This window comes from Bradyrhizobium sp. 6(2017) (assembly GCF_011058295.2).
GTDB lineage: Bacteria > Pseudomonadota > Alphaproteobacteria > Rhizobiales > Xanthobacteraceae > Bradyrhizobium > Bradyrhizobium septentrionale.
Genome location: NZ_CP049289.2, coordinates 4,871,226 through 4,889,693 on the forward strand (window position 1 = coordinate 4,871,226; position 18,468 = coordinate 4,889,693).

The following is an 18,468-nucleotide window of genomic DNA, read 5'->3' on the forward strand; positions in this document are numbered from 1 at the left end:
CACTATGATCACCGGGATCGGCACACCCAACAGCCAAAGCAAAACACCTTTTCCCATCTCGTCGCCTCCTCGCATTCGCCATATGGGGAGGCAACGTCAGGGCTCGCGCCATGTTCCTATCGTTTGCTCCGCGTTGGCCACGGGTCAAACGCGGATCGGGAACGGGCACGCAAGCGGGGCGTTTACCAGTGCCCGGTGTTCGGCATCGAGGCCCACGGCTCGGCCGGCGCCTTCGGCTCGCCCTTCTGCAGGATCTCGATCGAGTGCAGGTCGGGCGAACGGACGAACGCCATGTTGCCGTCGCGCGGCGGCCGGTTGACGGTGACGCCCATCTTCATCAGCTTCTCGCAGGTCGCGTAGATGTCGTCGACCTCGTAGGCGAGATGGCCGAAATGCCGGTCCTCGCCGTACTTCTCCTCGTCCCAATTGTAGGTGAGCTCGACCAGCGGCGCGCCGCGGCTTTGCGGCAGCGACTTGAGCAGATGGAGATCCTCCTCCGCGCAGAGAAACACCAGCGTGAAGCGGCCCTTGTCGTTGTCGATGCGGCGCACTTCCTTCAACCCCAGCGCGTCCTGATAGAACTTCATCGCGACGTCGAGATTGCGAACGCGCAGCATGGTGTGCAGATAACGCATTTTTTATCCTCCTGAGGATTCAGCGATTTTGTTTGGTCTCGGGTGAGACGGGGGCAAGAAATAGCAGCAAAATGCGGCGCGGGGCAGGGGCTTGCACGACTTTTGCCGACCCCTCAGGTCCCTCGCATTCTCACGCGTTCGCGAGCTCTCAACGCGTGGCGGTGATCGCACTCTCCGTCGAGAGACCATGCGGTCACTCAGCCTGGTGATAGAGCGCGCGGATGCGGTTGCTCAGAATGCGGTCGACACGAACGACTGGCACAGCGACACGCTTGCACAGGACGAGATACGAGAAAGCCCCGCCCGGCAGCGAGGCCGGAACGGGGCTTTCGTGGTCGAGCCTTGGAGGCGCGGCCTCTATCTCACCAAACGCTCATCACGGCCAATCAAGGACGCGCGAGGTTGGACGTCCTCTAAAAAGAAAAACCCCGCGAGCGGGCTTGCGAGGTCTGATGCCGACCGGCCTTGCGGAGATCGTGCCGGCAACCGGACACATTACGGTGCGCGCGGCGGAAGGTTCCCCCATCCCAAAAAATGGAAAGCCCCGCAGGCTGGATGCGGGGCTTTCCCAGCTGACGGATTGGGGATCTCTCAGGGCGTGAGCCGTCAACTGTTGGGGAGCAAACTTAAGGTTGAATTTGTAAAATGCAACAGCGCCGCGTAGACGGAGTATTTTCGTCCCACAGCGCTGTGCCAGACACTGGGCCCTGAAATCCCCAGTGCCGGTTTGTCTTCGAATTGCGCCGAAGGTTCAAAAGAAAAACCCGTTAGGAGGATTTCGCGCGGGCTTCCAAACGCAGGGGTGCAATCTGCGCGGGTGCGCGTCGCCTACATCTCACGTGCAACCCCGGCGCCGATCGCCGGTCTCACACCTTGATGTCGAGGATGGTCTCGACGGCGTCGCGAACGGCCTGGTTCTTGGCGGCGAAGACGTCAAGCACATCCTCGCTGATGACGCGCGGCTGCGCCTTCGCTGTCTGGTCGACGACGAGCTGCACTCTGGCTTGCGTCACTTCGGCAGGCACGGGGTAAACCAGCATGGCTCTCTCCCTCCGGCTGACGAACCTTGTCAGGGCTTTCTTAACGATTTGTGAGCGCCCGGACCGGGCCCTTTTGGGCGCGAATCGGTGGCGGAACCGGCCGGCCCGCTCGCCTGCGGCGCCGGTTGGGGCCATAATGTGGGCCTTTCGGAACATGGCATGATCGATGAAGAACGGGCTCTATTCGGTCCATCTCCACATGACTGACGGCGTGCAGGGCCGCGACAGCAGCGTCCTTATCCTGCGCGACGGTCTGCTGATCGGCGGCGGGCCGCACTACTGGTCGATCGGGGCCTATACGGTCGGCGAGGGAACGTGGAAGGGCTATCTCAGCACCAACCAGCATACCCCCTTTTCCGATCCGTTCGTCCGGCCACTGTTCGCCGGGCAGGAGGTGACGAGCGGCTTCTCCGGCACGTTCAGCGGTGACGAGGCCGAGGTGTTCGGGACCGCGCTGGTTGGAACCCGCAGCATGAGCTTCCAGGCAACGCTGAAATGGCTGGCGGATGCATGATCGCCGCGAGCCTGTGGACGAGTGCGCAGCAAGATACGCATCTTGTTGGGCAAATGCGCCTGCCGAGGCTGTGGATTTGCTGCGGACAAGGGCGGGATATCGCTGTGGATCAGCGCAGACGGCCGGCGAGGGGGCGTCGTCGGAGACCATACCGGGCCACCGCTAACCCTACCTGGTTAGGTTAAGGGCAGCATCGAGTTGTCACGATCTAGGATTGCATCAAGGATGGCTGCAGGTGACAGCCATGATGCCATCGTTCCACAGCGCTGACCGAGCGACCCACCGGCGAGTGATGGTGGTGGGCTTGCTGTTCTGTTCGGCGTTTGTCGTGATCAGCTTCTGGCTCCGGCCGCAGCCGGACAATGGCAAGGTGCTGGTGAAGGCGGACCGGCTGGTCCGGACCGCGGGAGAGCCACGCAAGTCAAACTAGGACTGGCGAACTCCAATGCCGCCGGCGTTCAATCCGGCGATTTCCCGTTCGGATGCTTGTGATACATCGCGATGCCGATGAAGCCGGCGAAGCCCAGCACATTCAGCAGCAGTTCCATCCACACTGGCATCGATGCCAACCTCTTTCACCACCAAAGATAATCTTTGAGGTTGTGTTTTTGTTCCCGCGCTAACCGATGGTAGCTTTGCGCAATCGCATGGCTGCGGAACCGGAACGCGCCGCGGAACTCAACCCTTTTGCAACCATCCCATCGGGCCGACGTTAGCCTCCGAACCTACGTGAGGAGGTTGCGATGAAAAAGGCATTGGCAGTTTTGGCGACGGTTGCGGCCGTTGGCGCGACGATGGTCAGTGCGCCGGCGCAGGCGCGCGGTATCGGTCCGGGCCTGGCCTTTGGTTTAGCCGCCGGTGCGCTCGCCGCGGGCGCGGCCGGCGCGTATGCGTACGGCCCACACTATTATGGGCCCGGCGATTATTATGGCCCGCGTTACGGCTACTACGGCGATCCCGGCTACGCCTATTATCGCGGTCCGTACTACCGGCACCATTACTACCGCCATTATTGGTAACGGCGATCAGCCCGGAGCACACCGCTCCGGGCTTTCTCCTTTGCGCCTCAAGATGTGATCGCGCCAGCGCGCGCATCTTGTGCAGCTTCCCAACATCGGAATTGAGCGCGCTCGCTTACGCGCGACATCAAGCGCGCTCCTGCGATCAAGCGCTCTTGCGCTGAAATCCGCTCCAGACATTGCCGAGCGTGTTGTCGTAATATTCCTCGCGATCGCGCTCGAACTTCTGCTGGGTCGCCCGGAAGCTGGCAACGCGTGCGACGATCTCCTCGCGCTCGCGCGCGACGGTGTCTTCCTGATCGGTCATTACCCATCCTCTTCGTCGTGGTCCTATCCCCGCCGCGCATTGGCATCAGTGAATTGGGCGTCAATGCGGAGCAGGCTTTGCAGGATTGTGATGAAGCCAAGGCAGCTGGAGAACGACGAAACTGATGCGCCGGCGGAGCAGGTCGCCAACGCAGCCGGCATCGCTGCGGCCTGACGCCGATCGCTCACGTCCTGGTTGAGCTCGCAATCGCTTCGACCATGCTATAGTCGCGGCCGGCCAACCTGATCGTTCCCAGTGATTGCAAAAAATAATGATTGCAGAAGAAGTGATTGCAAAAGACCTGCGCAGCGGCGTCGAGCAACTCGGCAACATGATTGCCGAGGCATCATCGATCGTGCCCTTCACCGGGGCGGGCATCTCCACCGAGTGCGGCATTCCGGACTTCCGTTCGCCGGGCGGGTTGTGGACCCGCAACCGGCCGATCCCGTTCGACGAGTTCGTCGCCAGCCAGGAAGCGCGCGACGAGTCATGGCGCCGCCGCTTCGCGATGGAACCGACATTTGCCGCAGCAAAGCCCGGTCGCGGGCATCGCGCGCTTGCGTCGCTCTACCGGGCCGGCAAGGTTCCCGGCATCATCACGCAGAACATCGACAATCTGCATCAGACATCAGGCTTCAAGGCCGACGACGTCATCGAGCTGCACGGCAATACGACCTACGCCCGCTGCATCGGTTGCGGCAAGGACTACGACCTCTCGTGGGTGAAGCTGCACTTCGACAAGACCGGGTGTGCGCCCGACTGCGCGGACTGCGGCGATCCGGTGAAGACCGCGACGATCTCGTTCGGGCAATCGATGCCCGAGGATGCGATGCGCCGCGCGGCGGAACTCTCTCGGCAATGCGATCTGTTCCTGGCGATCGGATCGTCGCTGGTGGTGTGGCCCGCCGCAGGCTTTCCGATGATGGCGAAGGAGAGCGGCGCGCGGCTCGTGATCATCAACAACGAGCCGACCGATCAGGACGACATCGCCGACCTGGTGATCCGCCACGACATCGGCGACACGCTTGGTCCTTTCGTAGGCAATTGATGCCCGATTGATTCGCGGCTGTGCAAGGCTGTTCATAGTTCCCGCAAGAATCAATTTTTAGCTATGCCCGGCAACCGGGAGTGTTATCTTTTGATTGAGAGATTCGCGCAGCGTCCAGATGAGTGTCCAAGTGAGTTGGTCTTGGAGAGCAGCGTGTACAGGGTGCGCCGCAACGACGGCGATTTGCATTTGATGTGTGGGGTCCGGGGTCATGGGGTCGGACGGATTTGAGTCCAAGAAGCTCGGCGGGCCGCCGATAGGCGGAGTTGGGCAAAGTAGAATTGGACAAGGCGAGTATGGCGGCAACGCGCCGCGCGATCCGGCGATGGACGCCTTCTCCGGTCTCGGCGACGCCGCGGCCAACCTCGTCGAAGTCTCCGGCGTCATCAAATGGTTCGACGCCTCGAAGGGATACGGCTTCATCGTTCCCGACAATGGCTGGCCCGACATCCTGCTGCATGTGACGGTGTTGCGCCGCGACGGCTATCAGACCGCCTATGAGGGGGCACGCCTGATCGTTGAATGCGTACAGCGCGCCAAGGGCTACCAAGCCTTCCGCATCGTCTCGATGGACGAGTCGACCGCGATCCATCCGGCGCAGATGCTGCCGCCGCGAACCCATGTCACGGTGACCGCGACCAGCGGGCTCGAGCGCGCGCAGGTCAAGTGGTTTAACCGGCTGCGCGGCTTCGGCTTCGTGACCTGCGGCGAGGGCACGCCCGACATCTTCGTGCACATGGAGACGCTGCGCCGCTTCGGCATGACCGAGCTGCGACCCGGCCAGTATGTGCTGGTGCGGTTCGGGCCGGGCTCCAAGGGCATGATGGCCGCCGAGATCCACCCGGAGACCGGCCCGTCGGCGCTGTCGTCGCACTAAGCATGATCCGGAAAAGTGCGAAGCGGTTTTCCGAAAAGATCATGCTTAAGACAAGAAGCCTCCCCCTGCCGGACGCCCTGACGGAAACGTGAGCCGCCGCCGAGCCTCTTGGGCTCTGGCATTTGCCGCAATCATCGGGTTAGGGTCCGCCGGAAAATCTTCTCGGTGCGGGTATTTGTCGATGAATTTCGATTGTGTTGTAGGGCGGCTTCGCCCGTTGCTGCTGGCCGGCCTCGTCGTCATGTTCGGAGCGCTCTTGGCTCCGGCCGCGCAGGCTGCAAGCGTCCAGCCGCTTGAGATCGTCACCAAGTCAGGGGTGCACGTCTTCGCGGTCGAAATGGCGACCACCGAGCAGGAGAAGGAGACCGGCCTGATGTACCGCAAGGAGCTCGCGGACGGCAAAGGCATGCTGTTCGACTTCTCGCCGGAGCAGGAGGTGTCGATGTGGATGAAGAACACCTACATCTCGCTCGACATGATCTTCATCCGCGCCGACGGGCGCATCCTGCGGATCGCCGAAAATACCGAGCCGCTGTCGACCAAGATCATCCCGTCGCGGGGGCTCGCCAAGGGCGTCCTCGAAGTGATCGGGGGCACCGCGCAGAAATACGGCATCCAGCCCGGCGACCGGGTCGCCCATCCGCTGTTCGGCGGTCGCTAGCTCTCTGTTACTACGTGATTTCCGGCCCGAAACCGGTGCCGATTTCGCTGCAACAAGCCCCGCATCGGCGCCTTGCTGGCGCTGTCTGAAGCGTGTATCCACGGGGCTTCTCGGAAATGTCGGGGTATAGCGCAGCCTGGTAGCGCGGCAGTTTTGGGTACTGCAGGTCGTTGGTTCGAATCCAGCTGCCCCGACCATCTATCTAGTTGAGTTTTCTGATAATTATTGGATCGCTCCTAGCTTCCACTCAGCCCCAGTTCGTTGGTTCGCCACCGGGTCGCCACGAAAACGGTGGTGACTCTGCATTTTAGGCAATTCATGATATTGTGCTGCTTCGAGGGTGAGCCACGAGATATGGGGTTCCCACGGAGGACGGCCTTGGCGACATTTGTCTATAAGACGGACGAAACCCTTGAAGCGATCGGCCGCGAGTTTTTGGCTCGCTTGGGGCTGGACGGGCAACCTAACCCAGACGTGATGACGATCTTCGCGAAGGTGAAGCACGGCAATCACAAGTTCAATTACCGCCGTGTGCCGGACAAAGAGATGCCCGACTCGGAAGGCGACTGGAATTCGGACAAATCCGAGTTGCGGATGCGCGAGAGCATCTTCGTCGGCATGAACCGGGGGGACACTCATTCTCGGTTCGTGGTGTTTCACGAGCTATCGCACTACGTGCTGGGTCACCAAGGATTTCGTAACCGCATCGTTGATTCTAAGGTGCGGCAATACTCTGCGGCTCACGTCAAGCATGAGGAGGCGGAGGCATCGCGGCTCGCCGTTATTCTGATGGCGCCTGAGCATCTCATCCCTGATGCCGCTACGGCTGAGGAAATTGCAGCGCGCTTCGGAATGAGCCTGCCAGCTGCGATCATGCGTAAGGACGAGGTCGATAGGGTGAGGCGCCGCCGAAAGGGTGAGCTGCGGCCTCTACCCCAATGGACCAAAGAATTCCTGCGCAAAGCGCGCGACAGCGGTATTCCCATTCAAACCAAGCTGGACGACGACGATAACTGACGGGGTTAGTTGATCAGCCCATTTGATCGCGCCTTGTTGAGAAGATAGGAAACGAATGCTGCGCATGAGCCGAACATAAACAGCGCGTCGGTCTCATCGACGTTTGCTGCGTCGTCTAGCAGTGCGTGGCGTATTCCACCTTCGTCGCTGGTATAAGCGTACAAAGATTCAAAACCCTTCTTCATGGCAGGATGTATAGAAATCTTTTGTTCAAGCCTTGCCAGTGCCTTGGACAGCACGTTCGCGGATGGCTCCAGCGTTCTGGCTACAGCCTCGACCGCATGGATGCTTTCCCTCACGCTATCAGCGTAATTCCCCGCTGTCAGTTGCGAAGCGGCGTCACGCAAGTGTTTGCGAGCGCCGTTGAACTGCGTCGCCGCCAGATCGGCAAACGACTTTTCAATGGTTGCATGTTCGGTGTCTGAACCTATGGGGCAAATCACCGTTCGATCTACGACGCGATAAGCAGCCCTGCAATTACGCAGGATATTCTCGATACTCTCCGCGAATTTATGGGGGCAGGATGGGTGCCTGATCACGAATTCCAGCCAGCCAAACACGTCGGCGTAGTTGCCTGCTTCGAATGTCTGCCGTGTTTGCTGGACTAGCACTTTTGCATTGTTAACAAACCCGTCGACCATTCGATGCTTGCGGTAGACGTGCTCGTCTCTCAGGATTGTGGACCACGGAGTGTCCAAATACGGAGTACCGTAGTCAGTGCTGTCTGTACTTTCCTTCAGATCATTATACACCTTGTTCCATAACTCTTGGGATACTTCGCGTAATTGAAGCTGCTGAGGCAGAGGCGCGAGTCCTTCGGCCTGCTCGAACGTGAGTGTCTTGCGTTTTGCTAAGTCGTCGGCCATTTCTGCAACAAGTCCCGGGTGCATTGGTCCACCTAGTCTAAACAGAATCAACGGTGGCGACCAAAGGTCAAAATAGCGATTGATCAGCAAAATGGAAACCGTCCCGCGCGGCTGGCGGGACGGCGATTACCTCGCGATGATCGAACTAAAGAGCCAAGAGAATTCGCTCTCCTAATGTGCTCACGAAGTGATCTGCAAAGTCCGGCTTCCATTCACGTAAACGAGCTCTCCGGCGTTTAGTCGAACGCGGACGTTTTCGTCCATGTTTATGAAGCCCAGGCATCACTCTGAGATTAGCCCGAAGGTCCGCAAGCGTTGCGCGTTCCTTGTCTGCTCGTCTTCCAGCAATAGTCCCTTCAAAAATCTTACACGTGCTGCGGAGTCGTGAATCTTTATCACTTGGAGACGGAACGTCCATTCCTCTTCGCTCACGTCTTCCATCAAATACCAGTACATGATACCGGCCTCGATGAGTGCCCGGCTCAAGATTGCTATTGAAGTCGAGTCTAATATCGGAAGGCGCTTCGCCTCGTGACCCCGGAACAGTTCGTTAGCGCTCATCGCGCCGATGCACATTCGGCGGATCATCTGCGTTGCGAGTGATTGGACGTGAGGCTTCGCCTTGTCTTTCATCTTGAAATATATATCGGTGAGAACGGCTACTGCCGTTTCAAAGTGCTCCTCGGATGAAATAGCTTCGCTGAACGGGACAGGGGTTTATCCCTGTCCCGATGTCCATGGAAGAGTGTCTAGCCGGTCGCGGTCAGCACTCGGTGGGCTCGCGTCTGGACCACGGCGGTCGTGAACCACACCAGGTCCTATGCAACGGCGAAAGGCTTACTCTCCTCTGTCTTCTCATTTGTTTATAGAGCGGCCATCGTGCGCTAACGCGCTCGGGCGCGGAGCCGCATTATCCGACGCAATGCCGACCACCCCGGCGTTTCGCAATTTGCAATATTTTCGCCAAGCTCCTGCTTGCCTGCACGCCGTTGGCACGATTGTAGTGCTTCTCCGTCGTGCGAAGGTCACTGTGCGAAAGCAAATCTCGAGAAATTCCAATCTGAGTAGGCGCGGCCAGCGCCCACGTAGTCGCCGCCGCGTCGCGCGTATCGTGCGGTGTGAGGCGGATTCCCAATATTGCAGTCGTGTGTCGGGACACAATTTCTCCGATTGCGCCGTCGCGCAATGCTCCGCCACGCGGGCTGACCCAGAGAGCTTGGCATTCAGGGTCGTTCAAGAGTCGTGGGCGAACTGTCGCGAGATAAACGTCGAGATACGGCAGCAAGAGCTCGGGGACTGCGAACTCGATTGGCGTGCATGTCTTGGTTTCCGCGGCCGGGATGTAAACAAATCGACTGTTGCCTTCCTTTATGAGGTGACGATCGATTTCGAGCGCCGCGAGGTTCTTTCGGCGGAGCGGCAAAAACGCGAGCAATGAAATCAGTAGGCCGTCGCGGTAGCGGATTGCCTGTGCGAGAGTGAGCGAATATTCCGTTTTGGGATCGTGGTCCTCCATTAGCCGCTGTCCGACCTGGAGGATTTGCAGGCTGGTGACAACTGGGCCGCTCGCGCGTTTGAGCGGAGCCGCCGAATGTAGCCGCGCCTTCATTGATCTAAACCACGACAGGTCCAACTCAGGCATCATGACGCGAGCGGCTTTGTAGAGCGCGTCCACCTGGATCGCAACCGAGCGGGGTATATTGGTCTTGGCGAGATGATCGGAGAATGACCGGACCCGGGCCTTGGTTAGCCGCTCGCCGGCGGGCAACCCCAACGCTGATTGATCCGCAATCGAAAGAAACCCAAGAAAGCGCCGCCACGCGAACATGTATTGTTTTTTGGAAGTGACAGCTAGCCTTGTGCCGGTTGCGTCGCTGAACGGATCGTTTCCGTTGGTTGCAGCTTGCCAAAGATCTCGATCGGCCTCCGGCCATCGATCGAACGGGAGGTGAAGTCTTGCCGTATGATGTGGGGGCACTTCACTAGCTTCCGTAGCCCGAGCGCACCTGACGGCGTTGTGTCGGGCGGGCTCGTTTGTCCCTGAGGCTCATGAGCAGCTCAGTGTGGGCACGACCGGCTCGGAGCGTATCAATACCAGCGTAGAAGTTGGTGGTTGTTTTCATGTTCTTGTGACCAAGCAGCTGTCTGACAGCCTCAAACGCGCCCGGGTTCGCGTCCAGTATGATCTTGGCCGCGAAGTGCCGGAATTGGTGCGGCGTAAACTTCAGTCCAAGATTCTTGAGGATGGCTTTTTCAATCAAATTGGTGATGGTCTCTTGCATTCGTGGTTTCCCGGCGGTCGTGACGAACAGCGCGTCCGGCCGCTTACCGACGATGGCGGGTGCGATTTCGTTGCGGTAGGTCCAGATGCGCTCGGCCAATTGGGCGGGAAGTTCGAACTCCAAAGGACTGCTGTTCTTGGTTTCGGCACCGTCGAAGGTGACCATTGCGGCATTATTGTGCCCCTGCGGCCAATGCAGATGGTCCTTGAAATTCAACGACGCTAGGTTTTTCATTCGCAGCGGAACGTGCAGCAAGATATCGATGGCCAGCGCGGTCTGGAGGTCGATGAAGGCGCGCTTCGATCCTGAGGGCGCCCGGCGGGCCTTTCGCCAGAGTTTGTCCGGGAGCTGGATCAGCGCATCGAGCAGGCGCGGATCGGCGAGTTGGCGCAGCGTGGATTTGTTCTTTTCGGTCAAGCCGGAGGGCAGGGCGCCCAACTTGCGCCGCAGCTTCTTCAGTGTTGCGACGTCTTCGGCGCTAGCTTTGGTCCACTCCGACGCGACGGTGATGAGCGTTCCGGCGACGCCATGGGTGTAGGCAGTCAGCACACTGCCGTCGGCCTCGTAGAGCCTGCGCAGCAAGGTCTTGAAGTGGATCGGCGTAACCAGGTCCGCCAGCGAGGAGAGGCTCTCGCAAGCAATGCCGGCTGCGACTGCAGCGGTTACGGCAGAATGGATCTGATCACGGCGCAGGCGTATCGTGCCGGGCTTCAGCTTATTGGCCCGCGTGTCGTCGTCGAGCGGGTCGAGTACCTCACACCAGATCAGATATTTCTGGACGTCCGCGTAAAAGGGCGCTGGCAGGCTCGCCCACGGGATGCGCTTGGCCGCCGACGGCCTGGACTCAGACATGATCGTGGGCAGCTCAGGCTTCAGCAAGGCCAGTGCATTCCAGGCCGCCACGATGCTGCAGCGCTGATCGCCGATCTTCCGGACCAAGGTTTTGGCCTCCAAATCGGCGAGAAATCGCTGGGTGACCGCTTCACTCATCATCCCGGGAAGAACGTCATTGGCGCTAGCCCAGCGAGCCAGACGTGAGAGCCCGTTGCGGATCCGCAAGCTGGCGGTGGACTCCAACAGCGTCGCCCAGGCCGGATCGAGCTTGATGCCGCCGGTCCGGAGCATCGGCAGCAGCCCGGAGAGGTCCACCGCCGCCGTGAGACCGCTGCGCAAATTGGCCTGGCGCTTGGGTGACATTTTCGAGACGCCACCGGCATTGTCGAGCACGTTCCGGATTTCTGCCAGATCGAGCCCGATGGAGGAGGGGAGCCTGTCGACCAGCTTTCCGTAACTGATGATTGCCGAACGCAGGTCACGCTTGCGGCTTTCGTTGATGGCGGCGTTGCCGGTGATTTGGTCGAGGACGCTCTGGAGCGTCAGCGGGTCGGCGTGGGTGATGGCCGGAACATGCTTCATGTGGAGGGGCCTTTGATGACTGTCGCAGACAGGCGCCGACTCTGGTTGCCGGGGGCTGACATTCGGGATGACTAGCACGGAATAGATGGAACGATTATTGGGTCAGTGTCTTCCCGACGCCGGCTACCTTGCTGACATAACGGGACAATTTACGAAAGGAGAGGCGCGTTAGGCGCCGTAGCGACGGGCCGCGAGATACTGCTTCAGATCGGCCTCTGAGATGCGAACGCACCGACCAACGCGATGGACGGCCAGCTCGTTGTTCTTGATCCAGCGGTGAACCGTGCGCGAGGAGATATCGAGATGCTCTGCGACGGCTCTCACAGTGAAGAATTGAGGACATTGCTTGCGATCACCGTGGTTCGCTGCATGCCCACTGGCTTGTCCTGGGATGCTCATGATGCGTGCCCACCCGACGCTTGTGCCGGTGCGCGGCTGGATTGCTCAATGTGGCGCGCGACCGACGCGGACATCCAGGCGTCGATGTCGCTCTTCCGATAGCGGACCGCGCGGCCGATGCGAACAAAGGTCGGCCCTCGTTTGGTAAGGCGGGCCTTTGCCAGGGTCGAGGTCGACGATCGCAAATACTCTGCGGCTTCGCGGGGGGTGAGGTAGGTTTCGGTGCTCATAGTGTAGGCCTCCAATAGGAAAGGCCCGTCAATGCACGAGGTGCCAGCCGGAAATCGCAGTACAGCGCAGGAAAACGCTGGCCAGGGATTGCATCCAGCCGCGCGACCGGCAGGAGGGCCGATAACGGGGGAAGTTTTTCCGAAGTACTGATCAGTGCCGGATTGCCCGTACGGCTCGGGGGCGCGCTGCGAGGGACAGGGCGCCTAATGTGGTCGTGGTTTCCTTAGTGGCTCTATTCCAGAGCCGGGCACCGACGACAAGCCCTTCATACACAGGTATCTTTCATTTTTCCGTGGCGTCGTCAGCCTCTTTTGCCGGCTTGGAAATCATCGGCAAGGGCTTCGAAGGTAATACTCTTCGCAGAGTAGCCTGATCACACTTTACCACCCACGGATCGGTCGCGGACGCTTTAACTCAACGTTTGAGTTGCATACTCTGCTCTGAGCTCGGGGATCATTTTCTCCATGGCGCATGTCCGCTATTAGTGCAAGTTCGGAAAACATATACTCAGTTGGAGGTTTTCGGCGCTCCCACAGCAGAGTGGCTTCCTCAGAATGGGGCTAAAAATGACAGAACTTCGAATTGACGCGGGCAAAGCAGAACGAATAATCGCGCACCTTGCGCGACGAAATGGGCATACCTCCAGCCGATGCAGCCGCCGTGGCTGCAAATATTTGTCGGCGGCTTACGATGGCGATGCCGACGAGCCCCTCATTGGATCGCTATCGCATCATTTCGAGAGAGCCTCCAGCCGGCGACGGTTTCGCGAGTGCAGTGGGCAAAAAGCTTACTGAAGGGAAGAGTGAGCTTTGGAACGCCAGCGAACTTTGGGAGCTTGTTTACAATCAAGGTCGCCATCTTCGGACGAACTAATAAACCGCGTTCAATGCCTGCTATTGCTCGGACCCAACTGCCCGAAAGCATCGACCACCAGACCCCGCGGCTCGACGCTCCCGGACTAACACCACATCTAAATTGAAGAGTGAGCAATTTTGCTCAGACGAGAGCTAAGCCGTGTGCTGATTTAGCAAGCACCGGAGGATTGCTCTATCCGGGGCTAGCGCAACGCCACCAAGCATTATTCGGCTTGGGGGCGTTGTGAGCCTGCCTAGGTGGTGAGTTGTCCCGCATAAAGTTGCATTCGGCCCTGCGTGGTCATTCGCAGCCTGCCCGATAGTTCGACCGTGTAACCCATTGCGATCAGCCGGGCGCTGTGTTCGGCCGGGATCACTGCTGGAGGGCTGGTTACGCCAGACGGCTTGCCGACTATAAGCAAGGAAGCAAACTCTTCCGGGCTAAGCGGTTTCGTTTTTGAGACCATGATTCGAGTATGGCCATATCTCGGCAGTTCCGGATGTTCAATTTTGAACACATCAGCAAATAAGGCCGCCTCAGTTGGCGACCTCGTTCATTTATTGATGCGATGCCATTTCGCCTCTTGGCCCCTTTCGGAACTACCGCGCTGGCTATCGAAAGTCCGATGTCGGGGGCGAAGCGGACGTCACGGTTGCGCGCTCCGACTTCCGAGTTTGGCTGCTCGCAACCTGGTCGGCTTCACACATCGAAGACGTGCGGTTGGTCAATGTCATTGACAGGATTTGGGCGTGGCTAAGCTTCGCGCTGCCGTAAGGGCGATGCTGAAGCAATACGATGGCACTGCGATTCGGATGGCTACTCAATTCCGCATTACAATGCCTGCCAGGCAACCGCAGAAAACAAATTGTGATTCTCCTCGCTATTCGGCAGATAGTCGCTATATCTGAGATATCACCGCGCGCCCCGGGGTGTTATCGGTGACTGAGAGCATTGCGCTCCCGCCTCAACCAAAAGGGCGGTCATATGCCAAAATTCCCCGCATTCAATCTTCGTGAGTGGCTGGTACCTCCGGTATTGATGCCGATCTTTCTTGTGCTGCTGGTCGCCGCTGCGATGGTTATTCAATGGTGATCGAGCGTAGCGCGGCTTCACTGCAGGACGGGCTATCTCCGATTAAACAATACCAATCGTCGCTGGTGCACGATCTGGACGCCAGGGCGTTGATCGCCCTGGGCGAGGCTCGCGAGATGCCGCCGGGAGATGAGCGCAACGAGGCTACTCACAAAGCAATCATCCTTCGAAATGCCACTGAAATGCACGAATGGCTCTGCGGCAGGCGCGGCGTACCGGACGTATGACGGAGACTTAGTCCGTTGGCACGGGCTTTTGGTGTCATTGTTAAGTCAGCGGGGATCATATGGGCCGCGAGATACTTGTCCCATATGAACATCTATCCAAGTCGATCGCCATTCCCCTTATGATGGCACTTGATCGTGCATGCATTCCCGCCGTCGTTCTCATTGTCGAGGACGAGATGGTGCTCCGCATGCGCGTGGTCGATATGGTGGAAGACGCCGGATACACGCCACTCGAGGCGCTGGATGCCGCCGAAGCCGTCGCCATCCTGGAATCCCGATCCGACGTCGCACTAATATGCACCGATATCCAGATGCCTGGCCAAATGGACGGCGTCGGACTTGCGCATGCCGTGCATGAGCGTTGGCCGGCGATCAGGATCATCGTGGTATCGGGGCAATTGAACCTGCCACAGCTCGATCTTCCTCCCCGCAGCAGGTTTCTCGGCAAGCCGCTCAATGCCGGCGAAGTGATAGCAGAAATGCGCGACATGATCGGCTGCACCTGAGACGCCCGTGCTTTTCACGCCTAATACCGCCTAAGGCGCGTGATTTCGGCAAAATCCCACCCCCCCGAAGATCAGTGCGGTACCCAGCCTATGATGATACAATCGGTGATGTCTGAAGCCGATCTCCGAACCGACCCGCGTCCCGCAAGCGGCGCAGCACAGCACTACGACGATCTCGCGGAAGAGAACGTCAGCCTGCGGCTTCTGCTCGCGCAGGCCGAGATTGATGCACGGGGTTTGCTTGCCACGGCCGGCATCGACGCCAGGGAGCGCGAGGCGTCCGACAAACTGCAGAAGCTGATCCTTGAGGAACTGCACCACCGTATCAAGAATACGCTTGCGACCGTTGGCGCCATCGTCTCGCAGAGTCTGCGCCATCTGCCAGCTGCTGAGCAAGCGCAGCAAGCGATCGAGGGCCGGCTACTCGCACTCGGACGCGCGCACGACCTCCTTTTGCAGGCAAGATGGAGCAGCGCAGACCTTGGCACGATTGTCCGTAGCGCTACCGAAGCCTTCGATAATCCCGACGAGCCGAAATTCTCGATTTCGGGACCTGACATCCGGATGATGTCGGGCGCCGTCATCGCCATCGCGATGACACTCAACGAGCTTTGCACGAACACCACGAAGTTTGGAGCCCTGTCGGTCCCGCAAGGGCGCGTCGACATCAACTGGACGCTGGATCAGCAATCGCAGCGCCTGCACCTCACATGGGCTGAGAAGAACGGTGCGGCGGTTCGCCCGCCCGAAAAGCGCAGCTTCGGGACACGGCTGATCGAGACGCTCGGCAGGCAGCTCCGGGGCGACGTGCGGCTGACCTATGCGCTCACCGGTTTCGTCTACGCACTCGACGTGCCGATGGCTTCTCTGACTTCGGCGGCGGCATAAGCCCGTATTCGGGTATTGCGGAAGCCGAATCGTATTTGCATTCGCTCGGACCGTACCGAATTGAAATCGACGACCGGGCTGAAAGGATATCTAGTTCTGATATCACCGCTCTGCCTCTGGCAGATATCGGTGACCAAGAGTGCTGCAAGCTCCCGCTAATGCCGCTTGTCCAACATAACCAATCTGACCCGCTGTTCCGCGATCTCCTGCGTTGGACACTTTGCCCCCTAGCTAGGGATCCGCCAGCAACGGATAACACGCCAGCCCTGCGACCCGGCCCCGAGCGTGAGGCGATGCTTCGCAGGGCGCGCCTGGTGGAGACCGCCTCGCATATCGATGAATGGCTGGCATCGCCCAGCTTGCGGGCCCCGTGCTAGAAGCTGATTTCAGGGAAAGAACGGCCCCAGCACGGGGGCGTACTGAGGCCGTCATTCATCGGATGCCAAGGGGCATAGCATCCGGTCGCCTTTAATCAAGCGATCCCGGCGACAACAGTTCCAACCCGTATTCGTCAGGAACGGTTGCCAGCGATGAAGCTCGTCACGTGGCGCCAACACCCACGCGCGCCATCGGGTTCGTGCTGGTGAAATATAACGTGGTGATTTGTCACCGGGTCCTCGTTATTCGACCTCTGATCCCCACATAAAAGCGTATCCTCGTCAACCATCGAGATTGGTCAGAATGCGCGGAGACTCCAACGAAAGGACCCGGCATGTTCAGATCTCAGCAGCACCGCGAAAAGGCAGCCGCACACGGCGAACTGATCAAGCGTTCGAGCGATCAGGGCGGAAGCGGACAATTTCAGAAACTAAGGGATCGCCACTCAGCGCTCGCCGACAGCGAACAGGGACTGGCTGACAATTACGACAGTGCGGTGAACGCAGCGGAACACGATCGCGCTCGCGGCCTGGCCCTTGCGGCCGAAGAGGAGCACGTCTTGCGATGTCTCGGCGCAGCCGACATCATGCAATGGAACGCGCTGCCGAAGTCCATGCAACGTGAGATCTTCGACACCGCCGCATCGGTCGGAGAGTTATTGGATACGGCGGCGCTTCGCGGGCAGATTGCCCGCTTTCTGCACAAGCATAAGAATGGTGCCGGTCGCAAAAAAGGCTTCGACGGAGGGTGCGCATCGCGACGCAAAATCGCGCGCCGCGGCTCTGTCGCGATGGGACGATGAGGGAGGCGCAGTCCCCGACGGACTGCCGAGGTGAACCAACGTCGGCAACAAGGAGGATTCCCCATGTCACTTACAAAAAATATGACACTTACGAAATTCGGCGTCGATGACGGACCGCACAACATGGACGGGCTGCGGCTTCTCGCGCGGGACGGAACTGAACCGGTCGAAGCGTTCATCGGCCGCAAGGTGATGGACGTCTGGGCCGAGTCGATTGAGCACCTTGGAGGAAGACAAAGTCTGTTCCGCAGTCAGTACAACGCGCTTGGCAAGCTTAACCTTGCGGCGCTTGAGCGGATCGTGAGCGCGAAATACCACCGCGGCGCCGGGGCCAACCGCCAGCATCCCTTTGTCGAGGTTCTGGTCTCGGACATCACGGAAAGCGGCGAGGTCCTAAATCTAAGTGAACTCGTGCGCGAGCCTTTGCCGCCGGCTTTTCATAGGCTGGCTTGAGATCTGCACCGCGAACAGATGGCAGATGTTTCGTAAGAAGAAGGTCTTGTGACATGCCGCTTGGTGGTTTGGAAGTGGGATGCGCGATTCAGCTCCTGCCATGGACGACCTGCATGGATCAACGGGAAGGCACCCATCACCACATCGGCCGGTGCGTGCCTTTTGCGGTACACTCAAGAGCGGTCTTGGAGAGGGACAACGGCCGTCTGTCGAACGGTGAGCAAGTCAACCGCCTCGCAGCTTTGTCTTTGAAGCGTGGCGAGTCAGTTGATTTTGGTAGCTATGGGCCGCGGCACTCGAAAGATGTTCATGCCTAAGCAAAAGCTTCATGCGCACGAAGAAGTCTTTAAAGATCATGTCTCCGGTCAGTATGACGAAACCATATTTCGTTTCAGAGTGCCGGGCGGCTGGATTTATACGCACACTATTATCCGGTTTGGCTCGGTCGATAAAAACTATGTAGCCGATACTTTCGTTCCTGACTCTACAGTCGACGTGGACCTTCCAATTCATCCCACGGATGATCCGCGACGCGATCTATGAATTGTTCGCGCGCAACCGCTATCGCTGGTTCGGCCGTCGTGACGCTTGCATCCTGCCGAATTCGGATCGTTGTGGCCATCGTGGGCCGCCCCGAAACGGCGGGACGATGGCGCCTGGCGCCGGCCGGCATGACGAAGGAAGCAGCGTTACTGCAATTCAACTCAGTCCCAGACGCAGGCGAGCGCACCTGGCCACGACGATCAGCCGAACGTGGGCAATCTGATCGGCTATTCCTATCGCAAGCCCGGCACAAATTCTCGCAGGTCTGGTACGAGCGCGCGCTGAAAGCCGATCCGAACCATGTGCTGACGTCAGTATAGGGCCTGTGGCAATTGAGCGGGGCAACCGCGATCAAACGCACGAAAATGCAGAAAGGCCCGGGCATCGCTGCTGGGCCTTTCTTTTTCTTTTG

General features: G+C 59.2%; 22 protein-coding genes and 1 tRNA gene. 14 read left to right on the forward strand and 9 right to left on the reverse strand.

The genetic code is table 11. The features are described 5' to 3' along the window. Positions 1 to 182: 182 nt before the first annotated feature. Both G6P99_RS22655 and G6P99_RS22660 read right to left on the reverse strand, forming a co-directional pair. Complete coding sequence (locus tag G6P99_RS22655; RefSeq protein ID WP_029083328.1) at positions 183 to 635, reverse strand: VOC family protein; 453 nt, start codon at positions 633 to 635, stop codon at positions 183 to 185. A gap of 866 nt (positions 636 to 1,501) precedes the next feature. Continuing rightward, on the reverse strand, positions 1,502 to 1,675 hold the full coding sequence (locus G6P99_RS22660) for a hypothetical protein (RefSeq protein ID WP_156928798.1): 174 nt from the start codon (positions 1,673 to 1,675) through the stop codon (positions 1,502 to 1,504). A 166-nt stretch (positions 1,676 to 1,841) separates the two neighbouring features. Between G6P99_RS22660 and G6P99_RS22665 the strand changes: the two genes are divergently transcribed. From G6P99_RS22665 to G6P99_RS22675, 3 genes are all read left to right on the forward strand, one after another. Next, positions 1,842 to 2,189 (forward strand): GrlR family regulatory protein, encoded by a 348-nt coding sequence (locus tag G6P99_RS22665; protein ID WP_029083326.1) that lies wholly within the window; start codon positions 1,842 to 1,844, stop codon positions 2,187 to 2,189. A gap of 244 nt (positions 2,190 to 2,433) precedes the next feature. Then, on the forward strand, positions 2,434 to 2,619 hold the full coding sequence (locus tag G6P99_RS22670; RefSeq protein WP_035977618.1) for a hypothetical protein: 186 nt from the start codon (positions 2,434 to 2,436) through the stop codon (positions 2,617 to 2,619). A gap of 313 nt (positions 2,620 to 2,932) precedes the next feature. After that, positions 2,933 to 3,208 carry a hypothetical protein gene (locus G6P99_RS22675; protein WP_029083324.1) on the forward strand — a complete coding sequence of 92 codons (276 nt, stop codon included), beginning with the start codon at positions 2,933 to 2,935 and terminating at the stop codon, positions 3,206 to 3,208. Positions 3,209 to 3,353: 145 nt separating this feature from the next. Here the strand turns inward: G6P99_RS22675 and G6P99_RS22680 are convergent, their stop codons facing one another. Next, positions 3,354 to 3,515: a hypothetical protein gene (locus tag G6P99_RS22680; RefSeq protein ID WP_165123459.1), complete on the reverse strand. Its 162-nt coding sequence runs from the start codon at positions 3,513 to 3,515 to the stop codon at positions 3,354 to 3,356. A gap of 286 nt (positions 3,516 to 3,801) precedes the next feature. Between G6P99_RS22680 and G6P99_RS22685 the strand changes: the two genes are divergently transcribed. The 5 genes from G6P99_RS22685 to G6P99_RS22705 all read left to right on the forward strand — a co-directional run bounded on the left by G6P99_RS22685 (position 3,802) and on the right by G6P99_RS22705 (position 7,118). Beyond that, entirely contained in the window at positions 3,802 to 4,563 is a 762-nt protein-coding gene (locus tag G6P99_RS22685; RefSeq protein WP_165128953.1) for an SIR2 family NAD-dependent protein deacylase, read from the forward strand. A 211-nt stretch (positions 4,564 to 4,774) separates the two neighbouring features. Further along, positions 4,775 to 5,440 (forward strand): cold-shock protein, encoded by a 666-nt coding sequence (locus tag G6P99_RS22690; RefSeq protein WP_029083322.1) that lies wholly within the window; start codon positions 4,775 to 4,777, stop codon positions 5,438 to 5,440. A gap of 181 nt (positions 5,441 to 5,621) precedes the next feature. Continuing rightward, a complete protein-coding gene (locus G6P99_RS22695) occupies positions 5,622 to 6,101 on the forward strand; it encodes a DUF192 domain-containing protein (RefSeq protein WP_029083321.1) in 480 nt (159 codons plus the stop codon). Positions 6,102 to 6,221: 120 nt separating this feature from the next. Further along, positions 6,222 to 6,298, forward strand: a tRNA-Pro gene (locus G6P99_RS22700). 181 nt (positions 6,299 to 6,479) lie between these two features. Then, positions 6,480 to 7,118, forward strand: coding sequence for an ImmA/IrrE family metallo-endopeptidase (locus tag G6P99_RS22705; protein ID WP_165123461.1), 639 nt, complete (start codon positions 6,480 to 6,482; stop codon positions 7,116 to 7,118). Positions 7,119 to 7,123: 5 nt separating this feature from the next. On the opposite strand, the gene G6P99_RS22710 is transcribed toward G6P99_RS22705, so the two are convergent. The 6 genes from G6P99_RS22710 to G6P99_RS22730 all read right to left on the reverse strand — a co-directional run bounded on the left by G6P99_RS22710 (position 7,124) and on the right by G6P99_RS22730 (position 12,311). Continuing rightward, complete coding sequence (locus tag G6P99_RS22710) at positions 7,124 to 8,008, reverse strand: AbiJ-NTD4 domain-containing protein (protein WP_334262119.1); 885 nt, start codon at positions 8,006 to 8,008, stop codon at positions 7,124 to 7,126. Positions 8,009 to 8,266: 258 nt separating this feature from the next. Beyond that, the gene (locus tag G6P99_RS22715; protein WP_165123465.1) at positions 8,267 to 8,617 is read right to left on the reverse strand and encodes a hypothetical protein; all 351 of its coding nucleotides are present in this window, start codon (positions 8,615 to 8,617) and stop codon (positions 8,267 to 8,269) included. A 277-nt stretch (positions 8,618 to 8,894) separates the two neighbouring features. After that, complete coding sequence (locus G6P99_RS22720; RefSeq protein ID WP_165123467.1) at positions 8,895 to 9,812, reverse strand: tyrosine-type recombinase/integrase; 918 nt, start codon at positions 9,810 to 9,812, stop codon at positions 8,895 to 8,897. Between the two features lie 154 nt (positions 9,813 to 9,966). After that, positions 9,967 to 11,682: a site-specific integrase gene (locus G6P99_RS22725; RefSeq protein ID WP_165123469.1), complete on the reverse strand. Its 1,716-nt coding sequence runs from the start codon at positions 11,680 to 11,682 to the stop codon at positions 9,967 to 9,969. Between the two features lie 168 nt (positions 11,683 to 11,850). Beyond that, complete coding sequence (locus tag G6P99_RS47710) at positions 11,851 to 12,081, reverse strand: helix-turn-helix domain-containing protein (protein WP_165123471.1); 231 nt, start codon at positions 12,079 to 12,081, stop codon at positions 11,851 to 11,853. Beyond that, positions 12,078 to 12,311: a helix-turn-helix transcriptional regulator gene (locus G6P99_RS22730; protein ID WP_165123473.1), complete on the reverse strand. Its 234-nt coding sequence runs from the start codon at positions 12,309 to 12,311 to the stop codon at positions 12,078 to 12,080. Before G6P99_RS22730 ends, G6P99_RS47710 begins: the two co-directional genes overlap by 4 nt. Positions 12,312 to 14,183: 1,872 nt before the next feature. Here G6P99_RS22730 and G6P99_RS22735 point away from each other — a divergent pair. The 6 genes from G6P99_RS22735 (at position 14,184) to G6P99_RS22760 (ending at position 18,056) form a co-directional block, all read left to right on the forward strand. Next, positions 14,184 to 14,486, forward strand: coding sequence for a hypothetical protein (locus G6P99_RS22735; protein ID WP_165122986.1), 303 nt, complete (start codon positions 14,184 to 14,186; stop codon positions 14,484 to 14,486). 119 nt (positions 14,487 to 14,605) lie between these two features. Next, a complete protein-coding gene (locus tag G6P99_RS22740; RefSeq protein WP_414645599.1) occupies positions 14,606 to 14,992 on the forward strand; it encodes a response regulator in 387 nt (128 codons plus the stop codon). Between the two features lie 108 nt (positions 14,993 to 15,100). Further along, on the forward strand, positions 15,101 to 15,880 hold the full coding sequence (locus G6P99_RS22745; RefSeq protein WP_165123475.1) for a sensor histidine kinase: 780 nt from the start codon (positions 15,101 to 15,103) through the stop codon (positions 15,878 to 15,880). 712 nt (positions 15,881 to 16,592) lie between these two features. Continuing rightward, a complete protein-coding gene (locus tag G6P99_RS22750) occupies positions 16,593 to 17,060 on the forward strand; it encodes a hypothetical protein (protein WP_246709600.1) in 468 nt (155 codons plus the stop codon). An 81-nt stretch (positions 17,061 to 17,141) separates the two neighbouring features. Next, entirely contained in the window at positions 17,142 to 17,513 is a 372-nt protein-coding gene (locus G6P99_RS22755) for a signal transduction histidine kinase (protein WP_165128957.1), read from the forward strand. Between the two features lie 309 nt (positions 17,514 to 17,822). Continuing rightward, positions 17,823 to 18,056, forward strand: coding sequence for a hypothetical protein (locus G6P99_RS22760; RefSeq protein WP_165123477.1), 234 nt, complete (start codon positions 17,823 to 17,825; stop codon positions 18,054 to 18,056). Positions 18,057 to 18,468: the final 412 nt, after the last annotated feature.